23 protein-coding genes are annotated in these 21585 nt (G+C 64.7%); 11 read left to right on the forward strand and 12 right to left on the reverse strand.

Features of this window, described 5'->3' with window-relative positions; genetic code table 11:
- A complete protein-coding gene (locus AC5RW2_RS04635) occupies window positions 1–402 on the forward strand; it encodes a cytochrome c oxidase subunit 4 (protein WP_493939070.1) in 402 nt (133 codons plus the stop codon).
- A 140-nt stretch (window positions 403–542) separates the two neighbouring features.
- A complete protein-coding gene (locus AC5RW2_RS04640; RefSeq protein ID WP_493950519.1) occupies window positions 543–1328 on the forward strand; it encodes a GntR family transcriptional regulator in 786 nt (261 codons plus the stop codon).
- A 208-nt stretch (window positions 1329–1536) separates the two neighbouring features.
- Here the strand turns inward: AC5RW2_RS04640 and qcrB are convergent, their stop codons facing one another.
- The 4 genes from qcrB to ctaE form a co-directional block, all read right to left on the reverse strand.
- Window positions 1537–3183, reverse strand: coding sequence for a cytochrome bc1 complex cytochrome b subunit (gene qcrB, locus AC5RW2_RS04645; RefSeq protein ID WP_493962086.1), 1647 nt, complete (start codon window positions 3181–3183; stop codon window positions 1537–1539).
- Between the two features lie 2 nt (window positions 3184–3185).
- On the reverse strand, window positions 3186–4214 hold the full coding sequence (gene qcrA / locus AC5RW2_RS04650) for a cytochrome bc1 complex Rieske iron-sulfur subunit (protein WP_136785314.1): 1029 nt from the start codon (window positions 4212–4214) through the stop codon (window positions 3186–3188).
- Window positions 4215–4303: 89 nt separating this feature from the next.
- Window positions 4304–5116, reverse strand: coding sequence for a cytochrome bc1 complex diheme cytochrome c subunit (qcrC, locus tag AC5RW2_RS04655; protein WP_493962085.1), 813 nt, complete (start codon window positions 5114–5116; stop codon window positions 4304–4306).
- A 74-nt stretch (window positions 5117–5190) separates the two neighbouring features.
- A complete protein-coding gene (gene ctaE, locus AC5RW2_RS04660; RefSeq protein WP_493950516.1) occupies window positions 5191–5829 on the reverse strand; it encodes an aa3-type cytochrome oxidase subunit III in 639 nt (212 codons plus the stop codon).
- 148 nt (window positions 5830–5977) lie between these two features.
- Here ctaE and trpD point away from each other — a divergent pair, with 148 nt between their 5' ends.
- Window positions 5978–7030 carry an anthranilate phosphoribosyltransferase gene (trpD, locus tag AC5RW2_RS04665; protein ID WP_493962084.1) on the forward strand — a complete coding sequence of 351 codons (1053 nt, stop codon included), beginning with the start codon at window positions 5978–5980 and terminating at the stop codon, window positions 7028–7030.
- 104 nt (window positions 7031–7134) lie between these two features.
- Here trpD and AC5RW2_RS04670 read toward each other — a convergent pair whose 3' ends face one another.
- Complete coding sequence (locus AC5RW2_RS04670; protein ID WP_493939064.1) at window positions 7135–7413, reverse strand: Lrp/AsnC family transcriptional regulator; 279 nt, start codon at window positions 7411–7413, stop codon at window positions 7135–7137.
- 44 nt (window positions 7414–7457) lie between these two features.
- Window positions 7458–7865 (reverse strand): DUF3054 domain-containing protein, encoded by a 408-nt coding sequence (locus AC5RW2_RS04675; RefSeq protein WP_493962083.1) that lies wholly within the window; start codon window positions 7863–7865, stop codon window positions 7458–7460.
- Window positions 7866–7965: 100 nt separating this feature from the next.
- On the opposite strand from AC5RW2_RS04675, the gene AC5RW2_RS04680 reads away from it, so the two are divergent.
- From AC5RW2_RS04680 to AC5RW2_RS04690, 3 genes are all read left to right on the forward strand, one after another.
- On the forward strand, window positions 7966–8337 hold the full coding sequence (locus tag AC5RW2_RS04680; protein WP_493950513.1) for a VOC family protein: 372 nt from the start codon (window positions 7966–7968) through the stop codon (window positions 8335–8337).
- Between the two features lie 71 nt (window positions 8338–8408).
- The gene (locus AC5RW2_RS04685; RefSeq protein WP_493950512.1) at window positions 8409–8996 is read left to right on the forward strand and encodes a sigma factor-like helix-turn-helix DNA-binding protein; all 588 of its coding nucleotides are present in this window, start codon (window positions 8409–8411) and stop codon (window positions 8994–8996) included.
- On the forward strand, window positions 8993–9517 hold the full coding sequence (locus AC5RW2_RS04690) for a hypothetical protein (protein WP_493962082.1): 525 nt from the start codon (window positions 8993–8995) through the stop codon (window positions 9515–9517). Before AC5RW2_RS04685 ends, AC5RW2_RS04690 begins: the two co-directional genes overlap by 4 nt.
- A 15-nt stretch (window positions 9518–9532) precedes the next feature.
- On the opposite strand, the gene AC5RW2_RS04695 is transcribed toward AC5RW2_RS04690, so the two are convergent.
- A complete protein-coding gene (locus tag AC5RW2_RS04695; protein ID WP_493962081.1) occupies window positions 9533–10261 on the reverse strand; it encodes a GAF and ANTAR domain-containing protein in 729 nt (242 codons plus the stop codon).
- A 161-nt stretch (window positions 10262–10422) separates the two neighbouring features.
- On the opposite strand from AC5RW2_RS04695, the gene AC5RW2_RS04700 reads away from it, so the two are divergent.
- The 3 genes from AC5RW2_RS04700 (at window position 10423) to AC5RW2_RS04710 (ending at window position 11958) form a co-directional block, all read left to right on the forward strand.
- Complete coding sequence (locus AC5RW2_RS04700; RefSeq protein WP_493950509.1) at window positions 10423–10755, forward strand: hypothetical protein; 333 nt, start codon at window positions 10423–10425, stop codon at window positions 10753–10755.
- 317 nt (window positions 10756–11072) lie between these two features.
- Window positions 11073–11549 (forward strand): VOC family protein, encoded by a 477-nt coding sequence (locus AC5RW2_RS04705; protein WP_493962080.1) that lies wholly within the window; start codon window positions 11073–11075, stop codon window positions 11547–11549.
- Between the two features lie 163 nt (window positions 11550–11712).
- Entirely contained in the window at window positions 11713–11958 is a 246-nt protein-coding gene (locus AC5RW2_RS04710) for a hypothetical protein (protein ID WP_493950507.1), read from the forward strand.
- Window positions 11959–12005: 47 nt separating this feature from the next.
- On the opposite strand, the gene AC5RW2_RS04715 is transcribed toward AC5RW2_RS04710, so the two are convergent.
- The 4 genes from AC5RW2_RS04715 to AC5RW2_RS04730 form a co-directional block, all read right to left on the reverse strand.
- Window positions 12006–12983 carry a S1C family serine protease gene (locus tag AC5RW2_RS04715; RefSeq protein ID WP_493950506.1) on the reverse strand — a complete coding sequence of 326 codons (978 nt, stop codon included), beginning with the start codon at window positions 12981–12983 and terminating at the stop codon, window positions 12006–12008.
- 253 nt (window positions 12984–13236) lie between these two features.
- A complete protein-coding gene (locus AC5RW2_RS04720) occupies window positions 13237–13593 on the reverse strand; it encodes a rhodanese-like domain-containing protein (protein WP_494073704.1) in 357 nt (118 codons plus the stop codon).
- Window positions 13594–14310: 717 nt separating this feature from the next.
- Complete coding sequence (locus tag AC5RW2_RS04725; protein WP_493962078.1) at window positions 14311–16698, reverse strand: ATP-binding cassette domain-containing protein; 2388 nt, start codon at window positions 16696–16698, stop codon at window positions 14311–14313.
- 163 nt (window positions 16699–16861) lie between these two features.
- On the reverse strand, window positions 16862–17788 hold the full coding sequence (locus tag AC5RW2_RS04730; protein WP_493962077.1) for a 5'-3' exonuclease: 927 nt from the start codon (window positions 17786–17788) through the stop codon (window positions 16862–16864).
- 112 nt (window positions 17789–17900) lie between these two features.
- Between AC5RW2_RS04730 and AC5RW2_RS04735 the strand changes: the two genes are divergently transcribed.
- Together AC5RW2_RS04735 and AC5RW2_RS04740 are read left to right on the forward strand one after the other, a co-directional pair.
- Entirely contained in the window at window positions 17901–18767 is an 867-nt protein-coding gene (locus tag AC5RW2_RS04735) for a hypothetical protein (protein ID WP_493962076.1), read from the forward strand.
- A gap of 75 nt (window positions 18768–18842) precedes the next feature.
- Entirely contained in the window at window positions 18843–19475 is a 633-nt protein-coding gene (locus AC5RW2_RS04740) for a peptide deformylase (RefSeq protein ID WP_493962075.1), read from the forward strand.
- 105 nt (window positions 19476–19580) lie between these two features.
- Here AC5RW2_RS04740 and AC5RW2_RS04745 read toward each other — a convergent pair whose 3' ends face one another.
- Window positions 19581–21566 (reverse strand): S9 family peptidase, encoded by a 1986-nt coding sequence (locus AC5RW2_RS04745; protein WP_493962074.1) that lies wholly within the window; start codon window positions 21564–21566, stop codon window positions 19581–19583.
- Between the last annotated feature and the right edge of the window lie 19 nt (window positions 21567–21585).

Here is a 21585-nt window from a genome sequence, read left to right on the forward strand (position 1 = left end):
GTGAAGATTGAAGCCTGGCTATTCATCGCGCTTGCGCCGTTCTTCGCCATCGTTGCCACTGTTTACGGCTTCATGGGGGACTGGCACGAACCCGTAGGTTACCTGGCGTTGTATTTGACGGCCGGACTGTCCCTGATGATCGGCGGTTACCTCTGGTTCACGGCGCGGCGCGTCGGACCCCGCCCTGAGGACCGGGTGGACGCAGAAATCCACGAGGGCGCCGGCGAACAGGGCATGTTCAGCCCGTGGAGCTGGTGGCCGCTGGTCCTGGGCCTTGGTGCCGCCTCCGGCTTCATGGGTCTGGCAGTCGGCTGGTGGATCGTCTACATCGCCATCGGCCTGACCACGGTAGCCATCATCGGATGGGTTTACGAATACAGCCGTGGAGACCACGCCCACTAAGTACATAGCAAGAGACGGAAGGGCCCGGAACCGCTTGGTTCCGGGCCCTTCCGCATGCCCGAGGAAGCCGCACGCCCCCGGGTGGCCGGTCTAGACCGGGTAGAATGGCAGCGACCGCACGACCCTGAGCAGGAGGCCACATGTCAATCAGTGCCGCTGCGATCGAGGGCGAGATTGACGTGTCCTCGACGACGGCAAAGCACGTCCAGCTCCGGGACATCCTGCGCCGGCATGCCCAAGAACGCTGTGAACCCGGCGGTGCATTTCCTTCGGAGCGGGATCTCACCGAGCGCTTCGGAGTGGCACGGATGACCGTGCGGCAAGCCATTGATTCGCTCGTTGCGGAGCAGGTGCTCGAGCGGATCGTGGGGCTGGGGACGTTTGTGAGCCAGCCAAAACTGGACCTGCAGGTCAAGCTGACCTCATACAGCGAAGAGATGCAGCGCCGCGGCATGGTCCCCGACGCCCGGGTACTCAGTTTCGAACAGATCGGCGCCACCCCGCTGGTGGCCCGTGAACTCCAGATCGAGGAGGGGCAGCCGGTTGTGCGTTTCCGCCGCCTGCTGCTGGCGGATGCCGAGCCCATGAGCGTGGACGAAAACTTCATTCCTGCCCAACGGGTGCCGGGGATCCTGGACGAGGGTCCGCCGTCGTCGCTGTACAACGTTCTGAGCGAGCGCTACGGCCTGATCATGGAGTGGGGAGAGGACACCATCGAGGCCACCGCGGCGCAGCCTTCAATCGCCCGGTTGCTGAACGTGGACATCGGGTCGCCGCTGCTCAAGATCCAGCGGCATGCCTACGTGTCCAAGACCATGGTGGACTTCTCGATCTCGTACTATAGGGCGGACCGCTACAAGCTCTGGGTGCCCCTGCAACGGCCTGGCGGCCGCGCCCCGCGTTCCTACAACGTGAAGAGGTACTAAGCGCTCAGAACGGCTCAGGAGCTCGTTCTGCACAGCTTCTCCAAGCCATCAGGCGGCGGGGTAGGGGAGTGGGCCTCCTGATGTCGGCCCTGCTGCGGTCGGTCGGCTGTCCGCTCGAGCCGATGCACCCCAGCAGTTGTAGCACCCCCCGGTTGACACGAGAATGGCCCCGGACTCAGTCCGGGGCCATTCCTCTGCATTCAGTTCTCTAGCGGGTGGTGACTTCGGCCCTTTCGGCAGGAGCCTCAATTTCGGCATGGTGGCTGTGTGCAGCCTCCAGTTCGGCCGGGGTAATCGGGGCCACCCGATCCTCGAAGAAGAACCGCGACAGGGCGCCGCGCAGCTTCTCGGTCCGTTTGACGTGGCCTGCCTTGTTCGGCTGGGCCGGCAGCACCTCAGGCGACTCAAAGTTGACCAAGCGGTACAGCTTGTAGTCGTTCAGCGGTTCGTGGACCTCGATGAACTCGCCATGCGGCAGGCGGACAATGCGTCCGGTCTCCCGGCCATGCAGTGCGATCTCGCGGTCCTTGCGCTGCAGCGCCAGGCAAATGCGGCGCGTGACAATGAAGCCGAGAATCGGGCCCAGGAAGAACAGCGCGCGCAGCCAGTACGTCACATCGTTCAGCGACACGTGGAAGTGTGTGGCGATCAGGTCCGAGCTCGCAGCGGCCCACATCACCGAGTAGAAGACAATGCCTGCCACACCGATGCCGGTGCGGAACGGTGCGTTGCGCGGGCGGTCCAGAATGTGGTGCTCGCGGTTGTCCTTGGTGACCCAGCGTTCGATCCACGGCCAGGCGAACATCAGCGTGAACAGCAGGCCCGCCGGAGCGAGGGCCGGCAGCAGCACGTTCAGGGAGATGGTCCGACCGAAGATGACGAACTCGCCCACACCAGGCATCAGACGCAGCGCGCCATCCACCCAGCCGATGTACCAGTCAGGCTGGGTGCCGGCCGAAACGGGGGAGGGGTCGTAGGGTCCGTAGTCCCAAATCGCCAGGATCTGGAAGTTTGCCGCGATCACGGCCAGGATGCCGAAGACCACGAAGAAGAAACCGCCGGCCTTGGCCGCGTAGACCGGGCCAATCGGGAAGCCCACGACGTTCGATTCGGTCCGGCCCGGGCCGGGGTACTGGGTGTGCTTGTGCACTACAACCATGAACAGGTGGATGGCGATCATCAGCAGGATCAGTGCCGGCACCAGCAGGATGTGGAGTACATAGAGGCGTCCCACAATGTCTGTACCTGGGAACTCCCCGCCGAACAGCAGCAGCGAGATGTAGGTGCCGACGAGGGGAATACCCTTGATGACGCCGTCGATAATGCGCAGGCCGTTACCGGAGAGCAGGTCATCCGGCAGCGAGTAGCCGGTGAAGCCGGCAGCCAGGGCCAGAATCAGCAGCACGCAGCCGACCACCCAGTTCAGCTCGCGCGGCCGGCGGAAGGCACCGGTAAAGAAGACGCGCAGCATGTGGAAGGACACCGAGGCAACGAACAGCAGCGCCGACCAGTGGTGCAGCTGGCGCATGAAGAGACCGCCGCGGACCTCGAACGAGATCTGCAGGGTGGACTCGTAAGCGACCGACATCTCGACGCCCTTGAGCGGGACGTACGGCCCGGTGTAATGGGTCTCGGCCATCGAGGGATCGAAGAAGAACGTCAGGAAGGTGCCGGAAAGCAGCAGGATGACGAACGAGTAGAGCGCTACTTCACCGAACATGAAGGACCAGTGGTCCGGGAAGATCTTGCGTCCGAATTCCTTGACGATCGCCGAGCCGCCTACGCGGGTGTCGACGAAGTTAGTGATCCGCCCTACCCGTGTCTTGGGGGCGTAAGAATCAGTTGAAGCGCTCATGCTTAGCCACGCTCCCAGTAGCTCGGTCCGACAGGTTCATGGAAGTCGCTGGTGGCGACCAGGTAGCCCTCGTCGTCAACGCTGATCGGAAGCTGGGGCAGGGCGTGAGCGGCGGGGCCGAAGATCACCTTGCATTCCTGCGTCAGGTCGAAGGTCGACTGGTGGCAAGGGCAGAGCAGGTGGTGCGTGTGCTGTTCGTACAGCGCCACCGGGCATCCGACGTGGGTGCAGATTTTCGAATAAGCAACGATGCCATTGTAGTTCCAGTCTTCACGACCTGGGGAGACATGCAGCTCGTCGGGATTCAGACGCATCAGGAGGACAACGGCCTTGGCCTTCTCTTCCAGCTTGTGCTCTGCCTCGTTCAGCCCCTCGGGGATGACGTGGAAGGCCGAACCAATGGTGACATCCGAAGCCTTGATCGGGGTGCCGCTCGGGTCGCGGGTAAGGCGCACGCCGGCATCCCACATGGTGTGCCGCAGCACTTCCGGGTTCAGGTCCTTGGACAGGTCGCGGAAGATGCCGATGGCAGGCAGGATGGCCAGCACACCGGCGCCGATCAGGGTGTTGCGGATCAGCGGACGGCGGGAAATGCCCGACTCGTCAAGGACCTGCCCGATGATCTGCTCTGCGTCCCGGCGGTCCTCCTCGGTGCGGACCTCGTGGCGCTCTTCCACGATCTCGTGGTCGGGCATGAGCGTCTTGGCCCAGTGGACAATGCCGACGCCGATGCCCAGCATCGCGAAGGCCGTGCCCATGCCCAAGGTGAAGTTCTGAAAACGCAGCGTTGCGATGGTGTCATCCAAACGGATGCCAAAGTACCCGACGAAGAAAAGTACGGTGCCGATGATGGAGATTACGAAGAGTATCGCAACCTGGCGTTCGGCTCGCTTTTCCGCCCGGGGATCTTTGTCGGCACGGCGCGGGCGGTGCGGGGGAAGTCCAGGATCCTGAAACTTCTCCACGTCGCTCTGACCAGCCGTAGCAACGGTGCCCGAGGTGCTCGGACTGCCGTGACTATGGTCGCCCATGATCCCTCTCATCTTTCTCTAAATAGTTCAAAAACATATATGACTGGTGACGCTTCTGCGGCGGCCATGCGGGCCGCCGCAAGCGAAGGTTAGGAAGACCGCTGGGTCAGCCAGATGGTGAACGCAATCACGACGCCCAATCCGGCAGTCCAGATCAGCAGGCCCTCGGATACCGGACCGAGCGAGCCGAGCGAGAAGCCACCCGGGGTGCCCTGTTCTTCGATCGTCTTCAGGAAGGCGATGACATCGCGCTTCTCCTCGGGGGAGATGTTCGCGTCGCTGAACACCGGCATATTCTGCGGGCCGGTGGCCATGGCTTCGTAAATGTGTGCTTCGCTGACGCCGGCCAGGGCGGGGGCGAACTTACCGCGTGTCAGAGCGCCGCCGGCAGCGGAGGCGTTGTGGCACATGGCACAGTTGACGCGGAAGATCTCGCCGCCCGCGGCGGGGTCTCCCTTGGAAACATCGAGGAGGTCTGCTTCCGGGATGGACGGGCCTGCACCGAGGGAGGCCACGTACGCAGCCAGCTGCATGGTCTGCTCTTCGGAGAATTGGTTCGGCTTCTGCATGGCCTGCGGGCCGGACATCTGCATGGGCATCCGGCCGGTTCCCACCTGGAAGTCCACGGCGGCGGCGCCGACGCCGATCAGGGCCGGACCGGCCTGATTGCCGTGCGCACCCTTGGGCGCCCCGATCGCACCAATTCCGTGACAAGTTGCGCAGTTGGCCACGAAGAGCTTTTCGCCCTCTTCGATGTCATGCGCGGAAAAGTTGGTGGTCTGGGCCTTGGCCTCATTGACATTGCCGGCGACGGCGTACAAGCCGCCGGTGACCAGCAATCCCAAGAGCAACAGGGCAACGGCCGCCAGCGGGTGGCGTCGCCTCTGGGAGAGTGCCTTCACTTGATGGTTCCTAACTCTGCGGTGCGTGTGCGTAGATGTTCGGCCGGGGCAACCCTGCAGCGGGCTCTGGCCGTCTACTTCAGGAAGTAGATGATGATGAAGAGAGCGATCCACACGACGTCGACGAAGTGCCAGTAGTACGACGTGACGATGGCGGATGTTGCTTCGAAATGACCGAACTTCTTGGCGACATAGGCGCGGCCGATGATCAGCAGGAAGGCGATGAGCCCGCCCGTGACGTGGAGGCCGTGGAAGCCGGTGGTGATGTAGAACGCTGACCCGTAGGCGTTGGAGGACAGCGAGACTCCCTCGGAGACGAGGATCGCGTACTCGTAGGCCTGGACGGAGACGAAAATGGCGCCGAGGAAGAACGTCAGCAGGAACCACTCGACCATGCCCCACTTGGCGACATTGAGCAGGCCACCCGTACGGCGGGCCTGAAGCCGCTCTGCGGCAAAGACGCCGTACTGGCAGGTGAAGGAGCTGGACACCAGGACGATGGTGTTGGCCAGCGCGAATGGAACGTTCAACTTTCCGGTTTCCATCGCCCACATCTCGGGGGAAGTGGCGCGGAGGGTGAAGTACATGGCGAAAAGACCGGCAAAGAACATCAGCTCGCTGGAGAGCCACACAACGGTTCCGACAGAAACCAGATTGGGGCGATTCAGCGTTGGATGCGCCGGGGTACTGGGGGCGTGGGTTGCAGTTGTCACAAGGCCATTATGTCTATAAATCCGCTGAGTTCACCAATGCGTTCGAACGCGCGGCGCGGCGTTTCGGTTCCCAACCGGCAGTATTCCGCGGAACGGCGCGGAAGTTAACAATCCGGAAGTTTCTACGAAACGTAGATAACCTAGTGAGGTGACGACGGAACCGAACGCTCAGAACACGCCCACCTGGCCGGAATTGATCTCGGCCCTGATCTCGCGGCAGGACCTCACCACCGCTCAAACGCAGTGGGCGATGAACGCGATCATGTCCGGCGGCGCCACCGACGCGCAGATGGCGGGCTTCCTGGTCGCGCTGCGCTCCAAGGGCGAGACGGTCGACGAGTTGACCGGCTTGGTGGAGGCCATGGTGGACAACGCGCGGCCGATCGATATTCCAGGCGAGAAGCTGGACATCGTCGGCACGGGCGGAGACCGGCAGAACACGGTCAACATCTCGTCCATGGCTGCCCTGGTCTGCGCAGGGGCCGGCGCGCGGATCGTCAAGCACGGCAACCGGGCCGCGTCGTCGTCCTCAGGTTCGGCCGATGTGATTGAAGCACTGGGTGTCCGTTTGGATTTGCCGGTGGAGCGGGTGGCGCAAACGGCAGTCGAAGCGGGAATCACCTTTTGCTTTGCCCAGGTCTTCCACCCGTCGATGCGCTACGCGGGTGCGGTCCGCGGGGAGCTGGGAGTAGCCACCGCCTTTAACTTCATGGGACCGATGACCAATCCGGCACACCCCACGGCCGCCGCGATTGGCGTCGCCGATGCACGGCTGGCGCCGCTGATTGCCGGTGTGCTGGCGGCACGAGGAATCCGTGCACTGGTGTTCCGCGGCGGCGACGGACTGGACGAACTGACCACGACGGGGCCGTCGTCGGTATGGGAGGTCCGCGACGGTGCCGTCACGGAGCAGCAGGTGGATCCCCTGGAACTCGGCATCGCCAGGGCTACCCTGGACGACCTGCGCGGTGGGGATGCAGTTCACAATGCCGAGGTGGTACGCCGTCTCCTGGCAGGGGACAAGGGCCCGGTTCGGGACGCGGTCGTCCTCAATGCCGCCGCTGCCTTGGTTGCCAACGACCTCTCCGCGGATGCCCCGCTGCTGGAACGTCTGGCGGGCGGACTGGAGCGCGCTAACGCGGCCATCGACAGCGGGGCAGCGGCTGCGGCCTTGCAGCGCTGGGTCGACGCCACGCGCTGATTCCTGCGGCAGTCGAGCGGTAGCCTCACCCGCTTAAAGTGAAGTGCCGCGGACGCCAGGTGCCGGTCAGCTGGCGTCCGCGGCACTTCTGCCGCCGCTGCGCTCTACTCGAATCCGAGCGAGAAAGCCGCATCCAGGTCGTGTTTTGAATAGGCACGGAAGGCGATGTGCGTGGTGGTGGCCTGCACGCCCTTGACCTTGGAGAGGCGGTCGGCAATCACATCGGCCAGTTCATCGTGTTTGGCAACGCGAGCCACAGCGATCAAATCCCATTCGCCGGTGACCGAGTAGACCTCGCTGATGCCCTCGATCTCGGAGATTTCCTGGGCGCACTCCGGGATCCGGGTTGCGTCGGTCCGGATGAGAACGAATGCTGTAGCCACTGCACTGCCTTTCTGCTGGAACGGGATCTTTCCTATCACCGAGGTTATTCCACCCGTCGGCCGAAGCGTAGTTTCATGAACAGCGCGGCTAGCGCGCGCCATCCCAGGAGCAGCGCGCCGAGCACCAAGAACGTCACGATCTGGAATGACAGCGCCAGCCCACCGCCTGCCAGGCCGCGCAAGGCGAGACCAACGACCACTGCCGCCAGCCAGACCACGACGCCGGTGGGCCAGAGGGCTGTCGGGCGGCGCCAGGCACGCAAAGCCGCCCAGCCAATCAGTGCCCCGATCAGGAATGGGGTGGCGGTGAGGATGATGCCGGCGACGGCCAGTCCGTGTTCATGCGTGTTTCGGCCTGCTGCAGCAAAAATGACGATGGCGGCCAGATCCAGGGCCAGCGCCCCTGAAGCCAGCGGGCGGCCAGCACGAAGCTGGGGGGAAGTTTCGATCACTACTCCACCCTATCGGCCACTGGCGGGCGTACCATTCGGCGGGAGGGCCGAAGTGCCTGAAAGAAGTGCCTGAAACCAGGGCGGGCCGGAGGGGAGGAACATGAAGCTGGCGCAGGTAGCGCTGGGCGTGCAGGACCTCGCCCGAGCGACTGCTTTCTATACCGAACTGTTGGGCTATCCGCCCGCCGGCATCTTCGATCCTCCGGGGCTGGTGTTCTTCGATCTCGACGGCGTCCGGTTGCTGCTGGAGGTTGGCGCGCCGGTGGCTCTGTTGTACCTCGAGGTGGACTCGGTGCGGGACCAGGTGCAGGAACTGCGCGGCCGCGGAACACCGGTCGTCGAGGAGCCGAACGTGATCTTCCGGCATGCAGATGATGCCTTGGGGCCCGCCGGGACGGACGAGTGGATGGCTTTTGTCCGCGACTCGGAAGGCAATCTGTTGGGCCTAGCCAGTCACGAGCGGGCGGAGTAGCAGGCCTAAGGTTGCGCTGGGTGACACAACCCTGGATACTTGTACCTACCAGTACAAGGAAGCAGGGTTGTATGTATGTCCTGACCGTTGACCAGCGCCGGTCGCGTAGCCGCGAAGATCTGGTTCAGGAGGCTCTTGAAGCCCTGAACAACGATTCCGCGCGTCCGCTGCTCCGCGGGTTTGAACGGACTGCCGGGGATGAGATGCAGGCGGTGGTCGTCGAGGCTTCCGTGGCCGGGGAGATAGCGCTGGACCTGGCTGCCAGCAACAACTGGAGCGTCGGTATCGGCGTGGGCAGGGTTGATGAACCGCTGCCGGACTCCACGCGGGCTGGCTCCGGCGAGGCCTTCGAGCGCGCGCGGGAAGCAGTAACTGCGGCCAAGTTCGCCCCGGGGAACATCGCCGTTTCCGGGGCGAGAGCGGAAGCCGGGCATGCGGAAGCTGTGCTCCAGCTGCTGGTGTCCGTGGCGCGCAAGCGCAGCAAGGAGGCCCGCGAAGCCGGGGAGCTCAGTGACCAGGGACTCACCCAGCAGCAAATCGCGGACCGGCTGGGCATCACTCAGCAAGCTGTCTCTAGCAGGCTGCATAGTGGGCTTTGGCACGAGTGGCGTCGGGGACAATCCGCTGCACAAGCACTGCTGGAAGGAGCTGATCGATGAGCGCTGTGGCACTTGTGGTGCTTTGCTTGGCCGCCGCTGTGGCCGGCCCCATGTATTTTGGGCGGTTTCAGGGCGCCGGCAACCGCTGGCTGTACGCCGCCAGCGCCCTCTCGCTGCTTCTTTTGGGGGGCGCCGCACTGTTGGCGGCGCTGGGACCGGGTGGACTGGGGCCGGTCGCTTATGCCTTGGGCGTGGCGGCGGCCGCGATCGGCGGCGGCCCGGCGACCGTGACCATTCTGCGGTTGTCCTTCAATGCCTCCCACCCGGACAACCACACGGACCCGGAAGAGTCTCCGGTTCTGCGCGGCGGCGCCTGGATCGGAGTCCTCGAGCGGACGGCCATTGCGTCGACTCTGTTGGCCGACTGGCCGGAAGGTCTGGCTGTTGTCCTGGCGGTGAAAGGCTTGGGCCGGTACCCAGAACTCGGCCAGTCCGGGGCTGCCGAGCGGTTCATCCTGGGTACCTTCGCGAGCGTGCTGTGGGCGGCGGCGGCCACCGGAATTGCGGTGCTGGTACGTTGAGCCGGCCTGTGCCGGTCAGTCCTCAAAGCGGGTGGCTGCCGCGCCGGACAGGGGTTCGACGATGGCCTGAGCCACGTCACGAAGTTTGACGTTGCGTGCGTTGGAAGCACGGCGCAGAATTTCCATGGCCTGAAGTTGGCTGCATGAGTTCTGTCCCATGACAATGCCAGCAGCGAGGTTGATGGTGGTGCGGGACTCCAACGCTGCTGCCAAATGTGCCGTCCGGTTGGCCATCCGGTCTATCCGTTCAGCGAGCAGGAGCGGCTTGGCTGCGATGCGCGCATAGGTGGTGGCGGCTGCAAGAACTGCGCCGGAGAAGCCGTGGCCGCTCCGGTGATAGCAGGACACGACCGCGCCTAAGCCGTCGTCGTGCACATGGAGCGGTACAGCCAGGATGGAACCAATTCCCGCCGACGCTGCCTCCGCCATCAACTCGTTCCAGCGGTCCTCCTGTCCGACGTCGCGCACCAGTACGGCGGCGCCGGTGCGCAAGGCGCTCAGGCCCGGGCCGTCGTCGTACTTGGGCTGGTATTCAGCCCACGAAGCCGGGCTGTGTGTGGGGGAGACAGTGCGGTCTCGGGGGCCGCGCAGCACAAGCACGCTGCAGGTCATCTCTCCGTGAGCATCAAGGGCGGCGGCGGCTAGCTGAGCCAATTGGTCAAGGAAGTCCTGCAGATCGTCGCTGACGAGCAGCGCGTCTTGCATCTGGTCGACCAACTGTGCCCCAAATTCGGCCTCGCTCATGGCAGCCACCCCTGCAAGGCGGGCCATCGCCGGTGGGCATCCAGCCCGCGTTTCGTCCGTCCTGAAACATTATGACGTCGTTTGTTGCCCATGTCACACACCTCCTTTTATGATGGTCACCGGTCAAGGAGCGGCCGGGGGAACTCTTGAGGGGACTAACTATGGATCCCAAATTGCGTGTGGTCGTTCGGGTGGACATAGACCGGGAATCCGCCCAGATTGAAGTCCGCGGACATGTGACAACCCGGAACATCGTGGCGCTTTATTCGCTGGTTCGGCGCACCAGTGCCCTAGCGTCCGGCCTGGGCGTCATCATCAACCTGCAGCACGCTCGCATTGAAGCTGCGGCACTTGAGGAGCTGCACAACTGCAGCGAGAGCGAGCATTTGCCCGGTTACGCGGCCCCGGAGGGGGAGGGCTGCCGCCTTCAGATCATCGATCCGCCCGGCACCGGCACCGCCGCAGCCCTAGCTATGGCTGGCTACGCAGGCTGAGCCGGGAGGCCGACAATGACGTTGACCACCGGCGGAGGTTCCGAGCCCCAGCCCAGTCCTGACGTTCCAACGGCGCCCGATTGCCGGCGGTGTGGCACAGACCAATATTTGATCGTCGAGGAATTCACTCCGCTGCGCCTGCTTCCGGACGGCCAGCGGGTGCCGGCGAACGCCAGCTACAGCTGCAGCAGATGCGGTTCCTTCAGCGGGCATGAGGTGCCCGATTCGTGGCGGCCGGTCGGCTGGTTCTGGTACGCCTAAGCCACCTCGCACGTGCAGCACATCCGGTACGTCCATCTCAGGGGAAGGAACCCACTATGCAGAAGATCACACCGTGCCTCTGGTTTGACGGCGAAGCCGAAGAAGCGGCGCAGTTCTACGTCAAACTGTTCAAAAACTCGAATATTCTCGACGTCGCGCACTATGGCGAGAGCGGACCCGGCACGGAAGGCCAGGTCTTGACCGTCGAGTTCGAGTTGGACGGTCAGTGCTTTACTGCGCTGAACGGGGGAGCGCAGTTCAGCTTCAACGAGGCGGTGTCGATGCAGGTCGACTGCGAGGACCAGGCGGAGGTCGACCGGCTATGGGACGCCCTGACCGCCGATGGCGGGGCCGAGGGTCAGTGCGGCTGGCTGAAGGACAAGTACGGGTTGTCGTGGCAAATCATTCCGTCTGCGCTGCCACAGCTGATCGGCGGACCGGATCCGCAGAAAGCCCAGCGCGCCATGGAAGCGATGCTGCAGATGAAGAAGATCGACGTCGACGAACTGCAGCGCGCTTACGACGCCGGGTAGCAGCATCTCCGGTGGGCGCTCCTGCCGTGATGGCGGCGGCCATCCGCAACGGTAGCTTGATAGCCTGACAGCCAGCCCTGATGGTGTCCTGCAGGTTGCCGCTGGTGGCCGATGTGGCCCCAATGCCCTTGTGGCTTATCCCACGCGGGCGTATACCGGAGGTATGTTCAATCCGGTTGGTCCATTGGTGCATTGGCTGGAATTTTTCGCGTGGAGTGTGGCCCTTGTCGGGCTGGTGGTCTTCCTGCTTGCGGCGGATTCCATAGTGCTCTCGCACCCCCACGGCGGACGGCTGACACAGGACCGTTCCAGGCACGTCACGATGCTGGTAGCCGGTTGGCTTGCCGTCATCGGCGCAGTGACTGGATTTGTCCTGACCGCCATGGCTGTGTGGAACGGCGGCTACTGACTGCTCAAGCCTCCTGGCGTTAGCCGCAGATGCCTCAGCGTCCGCGGTTATGTAGTTTCTGCCATCTCCTCTGGCAGCGCAATGACATCCACCAACGCGCCCGACCTCAAGACGGTCATCGGAAACGGAACGCCAATGGCGTCGGCGAAGAGCAGCTTCTGGAGGCTTTCCGCGCTGGAGACATGGCGCCGGCCGGCATCCACTACCAGATCGCCGGGCTTGACCCCGGCACGTTCGGCGGGGGAGCCGGCAATGACCTCAACCACTCTCAGAGCATCCCGCTGACCCGAACGAAGGGCCATGTGCGCCGGCAGGCGTACCGGCGTGCTCACCAGACCAAGGTAGGCGCGCCGAACCCGGCCGCCGCTCATGAGTGCAGAGATGATGCGGCGCGTCGTGGCGTTAATCGGGACCGCCAATCCCAAACCGGTGCCGGCCACGGCGGTATTAATTCCGACCACGCGTCCCTGGCTGTCGGCGAGGGCGCCCCCCGAATTGCCGGGATTGAGCGCTGCGTCTGTTTGAATCACGTCTTCGATCACGTGCCGGCCACGACGCGACCGGGTTGGAATCGAACGTCCTAGGCCGCTGACAACGCCTGCGGTGACCGATCCGGCCAGGCCCAAGGGGTTGCCCACGGCGATGACCAACTGGCCCACTCTCAGCGATTCGGCGTCGCCAAGCTCCGCGGGCGGTGGGGTGTTCGACAGGCCGCGTATGACTGCCAGATCGGACAAGAGATCAGCGCCAATAATCTCGATCTCTGTGACTTCACCGTCGGCGAAGGTGGCAGAGCCCGCTTTAGCGCCCGCAACTACATGTGCATTCGTCAACATAAAGCCGTCTTCGGTGAAGACCACCGCGGAGCCGCTGCCAACGAGAACCCGACTGCCGGGTCCGTTTCTCACTTCGATGGCGGCAACGTGCGGGGTGACGATTCCGGCAACACGCATGACTGTCTGGGAGTAGGTGTCCATCGGATCGTGGTCGGAGGAACGATCCGGGTCTATTCCATTGGTGTCCATGGAATTCCTTGCGTACGTCGGCTGTGATGTTGCAACGAATTGGGGCCCCGAGCTAATCCTGAGACTGCTACGCCGTCAGTGAACGCAGCGACATCCGGAGGCCGGCTTGGGCGGAGCACGCAGCATGCTCTTTCCGGGCCTCGGCGCCGGCCAAGCCTTCGGCGCGCAGGCGGGCCGCCGACCTGACACGCAGGCCGGATAGTGTCGTTGTCGGCTTTCGTATCGTCGATAACCTCAGGGCAAACAGGCTGATTCAGTCGGACTGCTTGCGCAGTGCTGCCCAGGCTTGGAAACCGCCGATGAGGTCGGTCGCATGGACCAGCCCCAGCCGTTGCAGGGTGTGTGCAGCGAGGCTGGAGCTGTACCCCTCATTGCAGACGACCACGATCCGTCGAGCGGGGTTGTCAGCGATCGCGAGCCGGTGGGAGCTGGAAGGATCGAGCCGCCACTCGAGAACGTTTCGGTCAATGACGACGGCTCCCGGAAGTTCACCGTCGCGGTCCAGCTGCTCGACCGGTCGTGTGTCAACAACAAGGGCACCCGCTGCCATCTCCCGCTCAAGTTCCGAAGCGTGACCACGCTCGAGCCCGATCCGGCTCTCACGTAGCAATTGGTTAATCGTCAGAGGCCCGGGGGAGTCGCTCGGATCTGGACTGTGTTGGCCGGTCGCGCCACCGTCGTCGGATGTAGGAAACTGCTTCACTGTTTTCCTTGCTTTGACTGCTGATTGGTCGGTCGTTGCACCATAAAGCCAAATGATGAGCTACTTGGGTCTTCCATATCAAGGGCATGGAGGGAGTCCGGTCACCGGGAGCCGGGATCGAGGCTACAGGCTGGGCACCGCCACCCAGGGAAGCACTACTTGACATAATGTGGATTATCGGCGTTGCATGTAGGGCCGGTGAGGAGCGTTGCGGCGCGGCACAACAGCTAACTCATCATTCACTTACGGCAACCATTCTGGACAGCCGAAGACGCGTAGAAATATTTCCTCCGCAATCGTGCGACGGCGACTGGCCAACCCGAACCCGCGTCTTGCTGCAGCGTCGACAAGGTTGCCACACCGGACGTCCGTGGACGCTGATGCGGTTAGACCGCGGCAACAGGCCGAGTTAACCAGCATCGCGCTGCCGCCTCGTTTTGCGTGGCAGCCTCACTTTCGTATTGCAGCCCTCACAGAATCGGCCGGGCGGGACAATTCGTTTATAGCGAGAACTATGGGCCAGTCCCCGGCTGGCACCGCCCCGCTTGACCTCTGTAGGTTGACATAATCCTGCGCTACCGCTGACCGTCCGCATGACGCAGGATCAGTATTGCGCGTGGGAGTTCAGGCGCCGACGTACGCCGCCAGATGCTTACCGGTCAGGGTGGAACGGTCAGCAACCAGTTCGGCGGGCGTTCCTTCGAAGACGATCCGGCCGCCCTCATTGCCGGCGCCCGGACCTAGATCGATGATCCTGTCCGCGTGCGCCATCACAGCCTGGTGGTGCTCAATGACGATGACAGATTTTCCGGAGTCCACCAGCCGGTCCAGCAGGCCGAGCAATTGTTCGACGTCGGCCAGGTGAAGTCCGGTGGTCGGCTCGTCGAGGATGTAGATGTCGCCCTTTTCAGCCATTTGCGTGGCCAGCTTGAGCCGCTGCCGTTCTCCCCCGGACAATGTGGTGAGCGGCTGGCCCAAGGTGAGGTAGCCGAGGCCGACGTCCGCCAGTCGGTCCAGAACCTTATGCGCGGCCGGAGTACGCGCCTCGCCGGAGCCGAAGAACTCCTCGGCCTCGGTCACGGACATCGCCAGCACTTCCGCGATGTTCTTCTCCCCCAGCGTGTACTCCAACACCGCCGCCTGGAAGCGCTTGCCTTCGCATTCCTCGCAGGTCGACTCGACGGTCTCCATGATGCCGAGCTCTGTGTAGATAACACCGGCACCGTTGCAGACCGGGCAGGCGCCCTCCGAATTTGAGCTGAAGAGCGCCGGCTTGACGCCATTGGCCTTCGCAAATGCTTTCCGGATCGGCTCGAGCAGCCCGGTGTAGGTTGCCGGGTTGCTGCGCCGCGAACCGCGGATCGCACCCTGGTCGACCACCACCACGCCCTCGCGGCGGGCGACGGATCCGTTGATCAGCGAACTTTTGCCGGAACCGGCGACCCCTGTCAGGACGCAGAGAACTCCCAGCGGGATATCGACGTCGACGCCTTGCAAGTTGTTTGTGGTGGCGCCGCGGACCTCCAGGGCGCCCTTGGGATCGCGCACGGTTTCTTTGAGAGTGGCCCGGTCATCGAGGTGCCGGCCGGTCAGCGTGTCGCTGGCACGCAACCCGTCCACGCTGCCCTCGAAGACCACCTCTCCGCCCGCAGTCCCGGCGCGCGGGCCAAGGTCGACCGCGTGGTCGGCAATCGCGATGGTCTCCGGCTTGTGCTCCACCACCAGCACAGTGTTGCCCTTGTCCCGCAGCTGCAGCAGCAGCTGGTTCATCCGCTCGATGTCGTGCGGGTGCAACCCAATGGTGGGCTCGTCGAAAACATAGGTCACATCCGTGAGGGAAGAGCCGAGATGCCGGATCATCTTGGTACGCTGCGCCTCTCCCCCGGACAGGGTGCCCGAGGGCCGATCCAGGGAAAGGTAGCCGAGGCCGATTTCCCTGAATGAGTCGAGCAGGTGCTGGAGCCCGGCGACCAACGGGGCCACCGAAGGCTCATCCAGCTCCCGGACCCAGTCGGCGAGGTCGGTAATCTGCATCGCGCAGAGGTCGGCGATGTTCCGCCCCCGGATCTTCGACGACAGCGCCTCCTGGGCCAGCCGGGTGCCGCCGCAATCGGGGCAGGTCGCGAAAGTGATCGCCCGGTCCACGAAGGCCCGGACGTGGGGCTGCATCGCCTCACGGTCCTTGGAGAGCATCGACTTCTGGATTTTGGGGATCAGCCCTTCATAGGTGAGGTTGATGCCCTCCACCTTGATCTTGGTGGGCTCGGCGTAGAGCAGCTGGTGCAGCTCCTTCTTGGTGTACTTGCCGATGGGCTTCTCCATCGGCAACCCGGCACCGCTGAAAATCCGGCCGTACCAGCCGTCCATGCTGTAGCCGGGCACAGTCAGCGCGCCCTCCGAAAGCGACTTGGTGTCGTCGTAGAGCGCGGTCAGATCGAAGTCACTCACCGAGCCCATGCCCTCACAGTGCGGGCACATGCCGCCCAGCCTGTGGAACGTGGCCTTTTCGGCCTTGGTCTTGCCCCCGCGTTCCACGGTGATGGCACCGCTGGCCTTCACAGACGGAACGTTGAACGAATACGCATTGGGTGAGCCGATGTGCGGGTCCCCCAGCCGGCTGAAAAGGATCCGCAGCATCGCGTTGGCATCCGTCACCGTTCCGACAGTGGACCGCGGGTTGGCACCCAGCCGTTCCTGGTCGACGATGATCGCCGTGGTCAGGCCTTCGAGCACGTCAACCTCGGGCCGAGCCAACGTGGGCATGAAGCCCTGCACGAAGGCGCTGTACGTCTCGTTGATCATCCGCTGGGACTCCGCGGCGATGGTGGCGAACACCAGCGAACTCTTGCCCGAGCCGGAGACTCCGGTGAAGACGGTCAGGCGGCGTTTGGGGATCGCTACGCTGATGTCCTTGAGGTTGTTCACGCGGGCGCCCTGCACGGTGATCAGGTCGTGGCTGTCTGCGGCGTGCATCGGCCGCGGCTGCGAGTCCGTCGTCGTGGCCGTGCTCATCGTGTCTCCATCCGTAGTCCGGGATCACCGTTGCGGTCGCTGACGGTGAAAATATCCATGACGGTAATGCTAGCCGTGGCACGGAAGCCGGCGCTTCTCCATTCCTGACCGGTCTGGCCGGCAGCCCTCGTCTGCACCCCGGTGCGCCCCAGGCCCCGTTCTGTCAGGCGGAGGTCTCGCCGACTGCCGCCAACGCTTTGCGTGCGCGGACCAGCGGTCCGCTGATGTTCAAGTCGTCGGCCAGCCGGTCGAGCCGTTCCGCGTGGCCGCTGTCCGGTGCCCTGAGACGGCCGTCAAAGCTTCCGAGGTCCAGGTCCCGGATTACGTTGACAACGGTGGGCGCGACCTTGAGGTAGTCGGCGGACTCGGCAATCTTGGCCCGGAAGCGCGCGGACATGGGGGCCTTCGGGTCTGCTGCCGCAGCGACGATCCCGTCCAAGCTGCCATAGTCCTTCAGCAGCCCTGCCGCCGTCTTGTCGCCGATGCCGGACACCCCGGGAAGGCCGTCGGAGGTGTCTCCGCGCAGCGTGGCGAAGTCCGCGTACTGGACAGGCAGCACGCCGTACTTGCGCACTACAGAGACGTCCGTCAGGACCTCCAGATTGCTCATGCCCCGTGCGGTGTAGATCACGCGGACGTCCCGTTCGTCGTCCACCAGTTGGAACAGGTCCCGGTCCCCGGTCACGATGTCGACGGGAACCTCGGCTTGGGCTGCCAGGCTGCCGATCACGTCGTCGGCCTCATGATGGTCAGCTCCGACGACGGCGAGTTCGAGTGCGGCGAGCACCTCGCGGATCAACGGCAATTGGGCCACCAGTCCCGGCGGAGTCTCTTCGACGTCGATGCCGCCCGGCACGGTGGAGGCAACGCGGTGGCGTTTGTAGGTCGGAATCAGCTCCACCCGCCAGGAGGGACGCCAGTCGTTGTCCCAGCAGGCAACCAGGTGGGTGGGCCGGTAGTCGGTGACCAGCCGGGCCACAATGTCGAGCAGCCCGCGCACGGCGTTCACCGGTGTGCCGTTCTTGGCCTTGATCGAGTCGGGCAAGGCGTGGAAGGCCCGGAAATACAGCGATGCAGTGTCAAGGAGCATGAGTCGTTCGTCCACAAGTTGCCCTTTCGCTGCTGGCCAGGACCAAGTCCACCGGAGTTGGTACTACCTTAGTGGCATGGATCACGGCAGCCGGAGGAACTGGAGTTGTTCGGTGTTGCTGTTGACAGCGGCAGCCTTGCTGACTGCATGTACCCGCGCACCCGCGGACCTGTCCCCCGCCACCCCGGCGGCCAACCATCCCGTGTCCGCAGCCGTGGACCAAGGCCGCGCTCACTACACGGACCGTGTGGTCAACCTGCTGATCACCAACATTTCCCGAGAGCCCTTGCTCGTGACGTCAGCCAGCCTGCATTCACCGCTGTACGACGGAGCTGCGGACTGGAAGCCCACACGCATCGGCGGGACCAGGGTCTCGGCCGGCTCAACGGTCAGCCTTCCGGCGGAGCTGCCGCCAGCGAAGTGCTCGGCCGGGCAGCCAGCCGAGGCTGCGGCACATCGGATAACGGTGACGATGGACAGTGAGCCGTCAGGGCTGAGCACAGTGCAAGTCCAGGCCAGCGATCCGCACAACGTCCTCTTCCGCAACCACTCCGACGACTGCTTGGCGCAGGCTGCAGCTGCGGTGGCAGAACTCCGGATTGACCGGACGCTGGAAGTGTTGCCAGGCAGTGGCTCGGCAGTCGTTGGAATAGATGTGCAGCCGTCCGGCGGGGAGGATTCAATGGTCATCGAGTCTATTGGCACCACCACGCTGCTGGACGAGGACGCCAAGCATGCGTGGCCCAGGAACCTCCGCGTGCACGGAACGGAGCCGGCGTCCCGCCTGAGCCTGCACATCGTGCCGATGCGCTGCGACCGGCATGCCCTCACCGAGGACAAGCTGGGCACCAAGATTCCCGTGACCGTAACAACCGGGAGCCGGCACGGCATCCTGCGGCTGAACGCCGGGCACGACTTTGACCGGGCGGTGTACCGTTTCATCACCGAAGCCTGTGCCGCTAGGGGCCAGACGGGGTGACGGCCGGCGGCGGCCTGCGGCGGCGGCCTGCGCCGGGCGCCTAGCGGCGTCGTGCCACCGCCTAAACTGACAGCTGTGACCGACTACTCTGCAGAGCAACTGCGCGATCTAGTCCAGGCTTTGGCCGGCTCCGGCGAACCTGCCCCCATCCTGCAAATCGGCGACCCGGTGCTCCGCCGCCCGGCCGCGGTGTTCGACGGGCAACTGGACGCAGCCGACCTCAGCGCCCTGTTGGAGCTGATGCGCGGGACCATGCGCGCTGCCCCCGGGGTCGGACTGGCCGCTCCGCAAATCGGCGTCCCGCTGCGGATTGCGGTCCTTGAAGACACGTTCGACGCGGGGCCTGAGGTGGCCGAAGCCCGTCAGCGCGCCCCACTCCCCTACTTCGCGATCATCAATCCCTCCTACCGCGCCATCGGCGAGGAAACGGCGGCCTTCTACGAGGGATGCCTGTCCTTCGCCGGATACCAAGGCGTGGTGGAACGGCACAGAAGCGTGGAGCTGGACTACGACCAGCCCGACGGCGGCCACCGGCGCGAAAACTTCACCGGCTGGCAGGCCAGGATCGTGCAGCACGAGACGGACCATCTGTCCGGCACCATCTACGTGGACAAAATGCTGCCCCGCTCGCTCTGCGGCAACGCCGAATACGTCCGCTACTGGGCGCAGCCAACGATTGATCGGGCACGCGCCGGCTTGAACTTCTAGCCGGCGCCCGAGCCGGAGGCGGCACTACGTCCGAGCAGCGGCTTCCGCCCCGGCGACGGCCGCGGCCTCGCCGTCGTTGTTCTGCTGGGTTGGAAGGTAGGTTGCCTACCACCGCAGGATCTCGTCGAAGCGCTGCTTCCGGTGCCACGGGGTGCCGGCACGCGACAACTCATGGTTCTCGCCGGGGAAGATCAGCAGCTGGGTGGGGATGCCGCGCTGCTTCAGTCCCACGTAGTAGCGCTGGGCCTGTTCCAACGGACAGCGCAGGTCCTCTTCGGAGTGGATGACGAACACCGGGGTGCGCACCGCATCCAGCTGGGCAAACGGATTCTGGCCGCGGACCTGGTCCGGATCGCTGCCGGTGTATTCGTCGGAGAAGAACCAGCCGATGTCTGAAGACCCCACGAACGACGGCGGGTCCAGATAGCCGCGCTCCACGATTGCCGCGGCGAAGCGATGGTCCTGGGACACCGTCCACGCGGTCAGATAGCCGCCGTAGGAGCCGCCCATGACGCCCTGCCGCTTCCCGTCCAGCTGTGGGTACTTTCCGACGGCTCCTTCCAGGAACGCCAGCACATCCGCCATATCGACCGTCCCCATGGCGCCCTTGATCGCCCGGCCGTGCGTCTGTCCGTAACCGGCGGAACCGCGCGGATTGCACATCACGACGGCGTAGCCCGCCTGGGCATAGACCTGCGCTTCATCGAACACCTCCCAGCCGTACTGTGCGAACGGCCCGCCGTGGATGTTCAGCAGCACGGGATGCGGCCCGTCGCCTTCGGGCAGCAGCACCCAGCCGTGCACCGGGTAGCCGTCCGCGGAGGCAAAGACCTCCTCGCGCGGTTCGCCAATGCCGGTGCCGCGCAAGGCGGCGGAGAAATCGGTCAATCGGGACAAGCCTGCGCCGGACACCAGTCCCAGGTCCCCTGCCGTCCCGGCGTCGGAAAAACTGACCACGGTCCGGCCGGCGGCGCGGGCGGCCGCCGCGACGTTCAGCGGCCCGTCGACCAACATCTTGACGCCGCCGGCGGCCGAGACTTCCAGCAGTTGCGCCGCACCCCGGTGCCGGTTCACGGCCAGCACTGACTCCGGCCCGGCGGAGACCAGCCCGCCCTCGGCCAGGTCCAAGGTCTCCGGATCGGTCAGCCGCCGCACGTCCTGCGGAGCGTGGACGGGAGCCACATACAGTGCGGTGTTCCGGGCGACGAAGTCGGTCCCGCTGCCGATCGAACTGCCCAGGTAGAACAGCCAGGCGCCGTCGTCACTCGGCCGCGGGGCGCCGGTGCTCAGCGTCTCGCCGGACAGATTGGACATGAGCCGCCGCTGACCGCCGGAGGCCTCCGGTTCCAGGGCATACACGTCGCGTCGCAGATCCTCGTCGGCACTGTCGTGGAGGGCAGCGGTGAAGTAGAGCGTCCGGCCGTCAGGGCTGAAAGCCGGGCTGTCGTGGTCGGCGTCCGCGTTGGTGAGCTGCCGGGCCGGGGCCACAGCGGAGAACTCTGCGCCGGCATCCTCGGTGGCCTTCCGCGCCCGGCCCACCGGCGCAACCGTCGGTTCGGCCTGCAGATCCGGGGCGTCCACGATGAACAAGTGGCTGCGCTTGTCACCGGTATAGCCGGCGCCGTTCATCCGGTACTTGAAGCCGGTGACCAGCCGGGCGTCCTCGGCGCCGGGGCCCACGCCATCCACCGTGCCGTACCGACCCTCCGCCGCGACGCGGGCGGCGAAGACCAAGCGGCCGGAGTCCGGCGCCCAGACGAAAGCCGAGACACCCAGTTTCTGCTCGGTGACGGCCACTGGCTCTCCGCCGCGGCTGTCCACCACCATCAACTGCGGCGGCTCCCCCGGTCCCGCCGCCCGCAGGAAAGCCAGCGAACCGCCGTCGGGAGAGTAGGCCGGGGCGGTGTCCCTAAAGCCGCGGGACAGGCGGCGCGAGGCACCGCCGTCAGCAAGGGGAACTTCCCACAATTGCCCTACATAGCTGTCCGAGGCAAAGTCCGGATGCGTGACGGCAACAGCCGCGCGGCTACCGTCCGGATGGAGTGTCGGGGCGGACAACGAATTAAATAAAGCAATGTCTTCAGATCGCACGCTTGTGAGCCTAGTCTCA

Source organism: Arthrobacter sp. B0316-1-20, assembly GCF_059091865.1.

Excerpts from the sequence above, each read along its gene's own strand:
- AC5RW2_RS04725 (WP_493962078.1), bottom strand. The coding sequence starts at position 16,698 with ATGAGCACGGCCACGACGACGGACTCGCAGCCGCGGCCGATGCACGCC.
- AC5RW2_RS04700 (WP_493950509.1), top strand. The coding sequence starts at position 10,423 with ATGGATCCCAAATTGCGTGTGGTCGTTCGGGTGGACATAGACCGGGAA.
- AC5RW2_RS04710 (WP_493950507.1), top strand. The coding sequence starts at position 11,713 with ATGTTCAATCCGGTTGGTCCATTGGTGCATTGGCTGGAATTTTTCGCG.
- qcrA (WP_136785314.1), bottom strand. The coding sequence starts at position 4,214 with ATGGGCGACCATAGTCACGGCAGTCCGAGCACCTCGGGCACCGTTGCT.
- AC5RW2_RS04640 (WP_493950519.1), top strand. The coding sequence starts at position 543 with ATGTCAATCAGTGCCGCTGCGATCGAGGGCGAGATTGACGTGTCCTCG.
- AC5RW2_RS04685 (WP_493950512.1), top strand. The coding sequence starts at position 8,409 with ATGTATGTCCTGACCGTTGACCAGCGCCGGTCGCGTAGCCGCGAAGAT.
- qcrB (WP_493962086.1), bottom strand. The coding sequence starts at position 3,183 with ATGAGCGCTTCAACTGATTCTTACGCCCCCAAGACACGGGTAGGGCGG.
- AC5RW2_RS04680 (WP_493950513.1), top strand. The coding sequence starts at position 7,966 with ATGAAGCTGGCGCAGGTAGCGCTGGGCGTGCAGGACCTCGCCCGAGCG.
- AC5RW2_RS04705 (WP_493962080.1), top strand. The coding sequence starts at position 11,073 with ATGCAGAAGATCACACCGTGCCTCTGGTTTGACGGCGAAGCCGAAGAA.
- AC5RW2_RS04690 (WP_493962082.1), top strand. The coding sequence starts at position 8,993 with ATGAGCGCTGTGGCACTTGTGGTGCTTTGCTTGGCCGCCGCTGTGGCC.
- AC5RW2_RS04715 (WP_493950506.1), bottom strand. The coding sequence starts at position 12,983 with ATGGACACCAATGGAATAGACCCGGATCGTTCCTCCGACCACGATCCG.
- AC5RW2_RS04695 (WP_493962081.1), bottom strand. The coding sequence starts at position 10,261 with ATGAGCGAGGCCGAATTTGGGGCACAGTTGGTCGACCAGATGCAAGAC.
- AC5RW2_RS04730 (WP_493962077.1), bottom strand. The coding sequence starts at position 17,788 with ATGCTCCTTGACACTGCATCGCTGTATTTCCGGGCCTTCCACGCCTTG.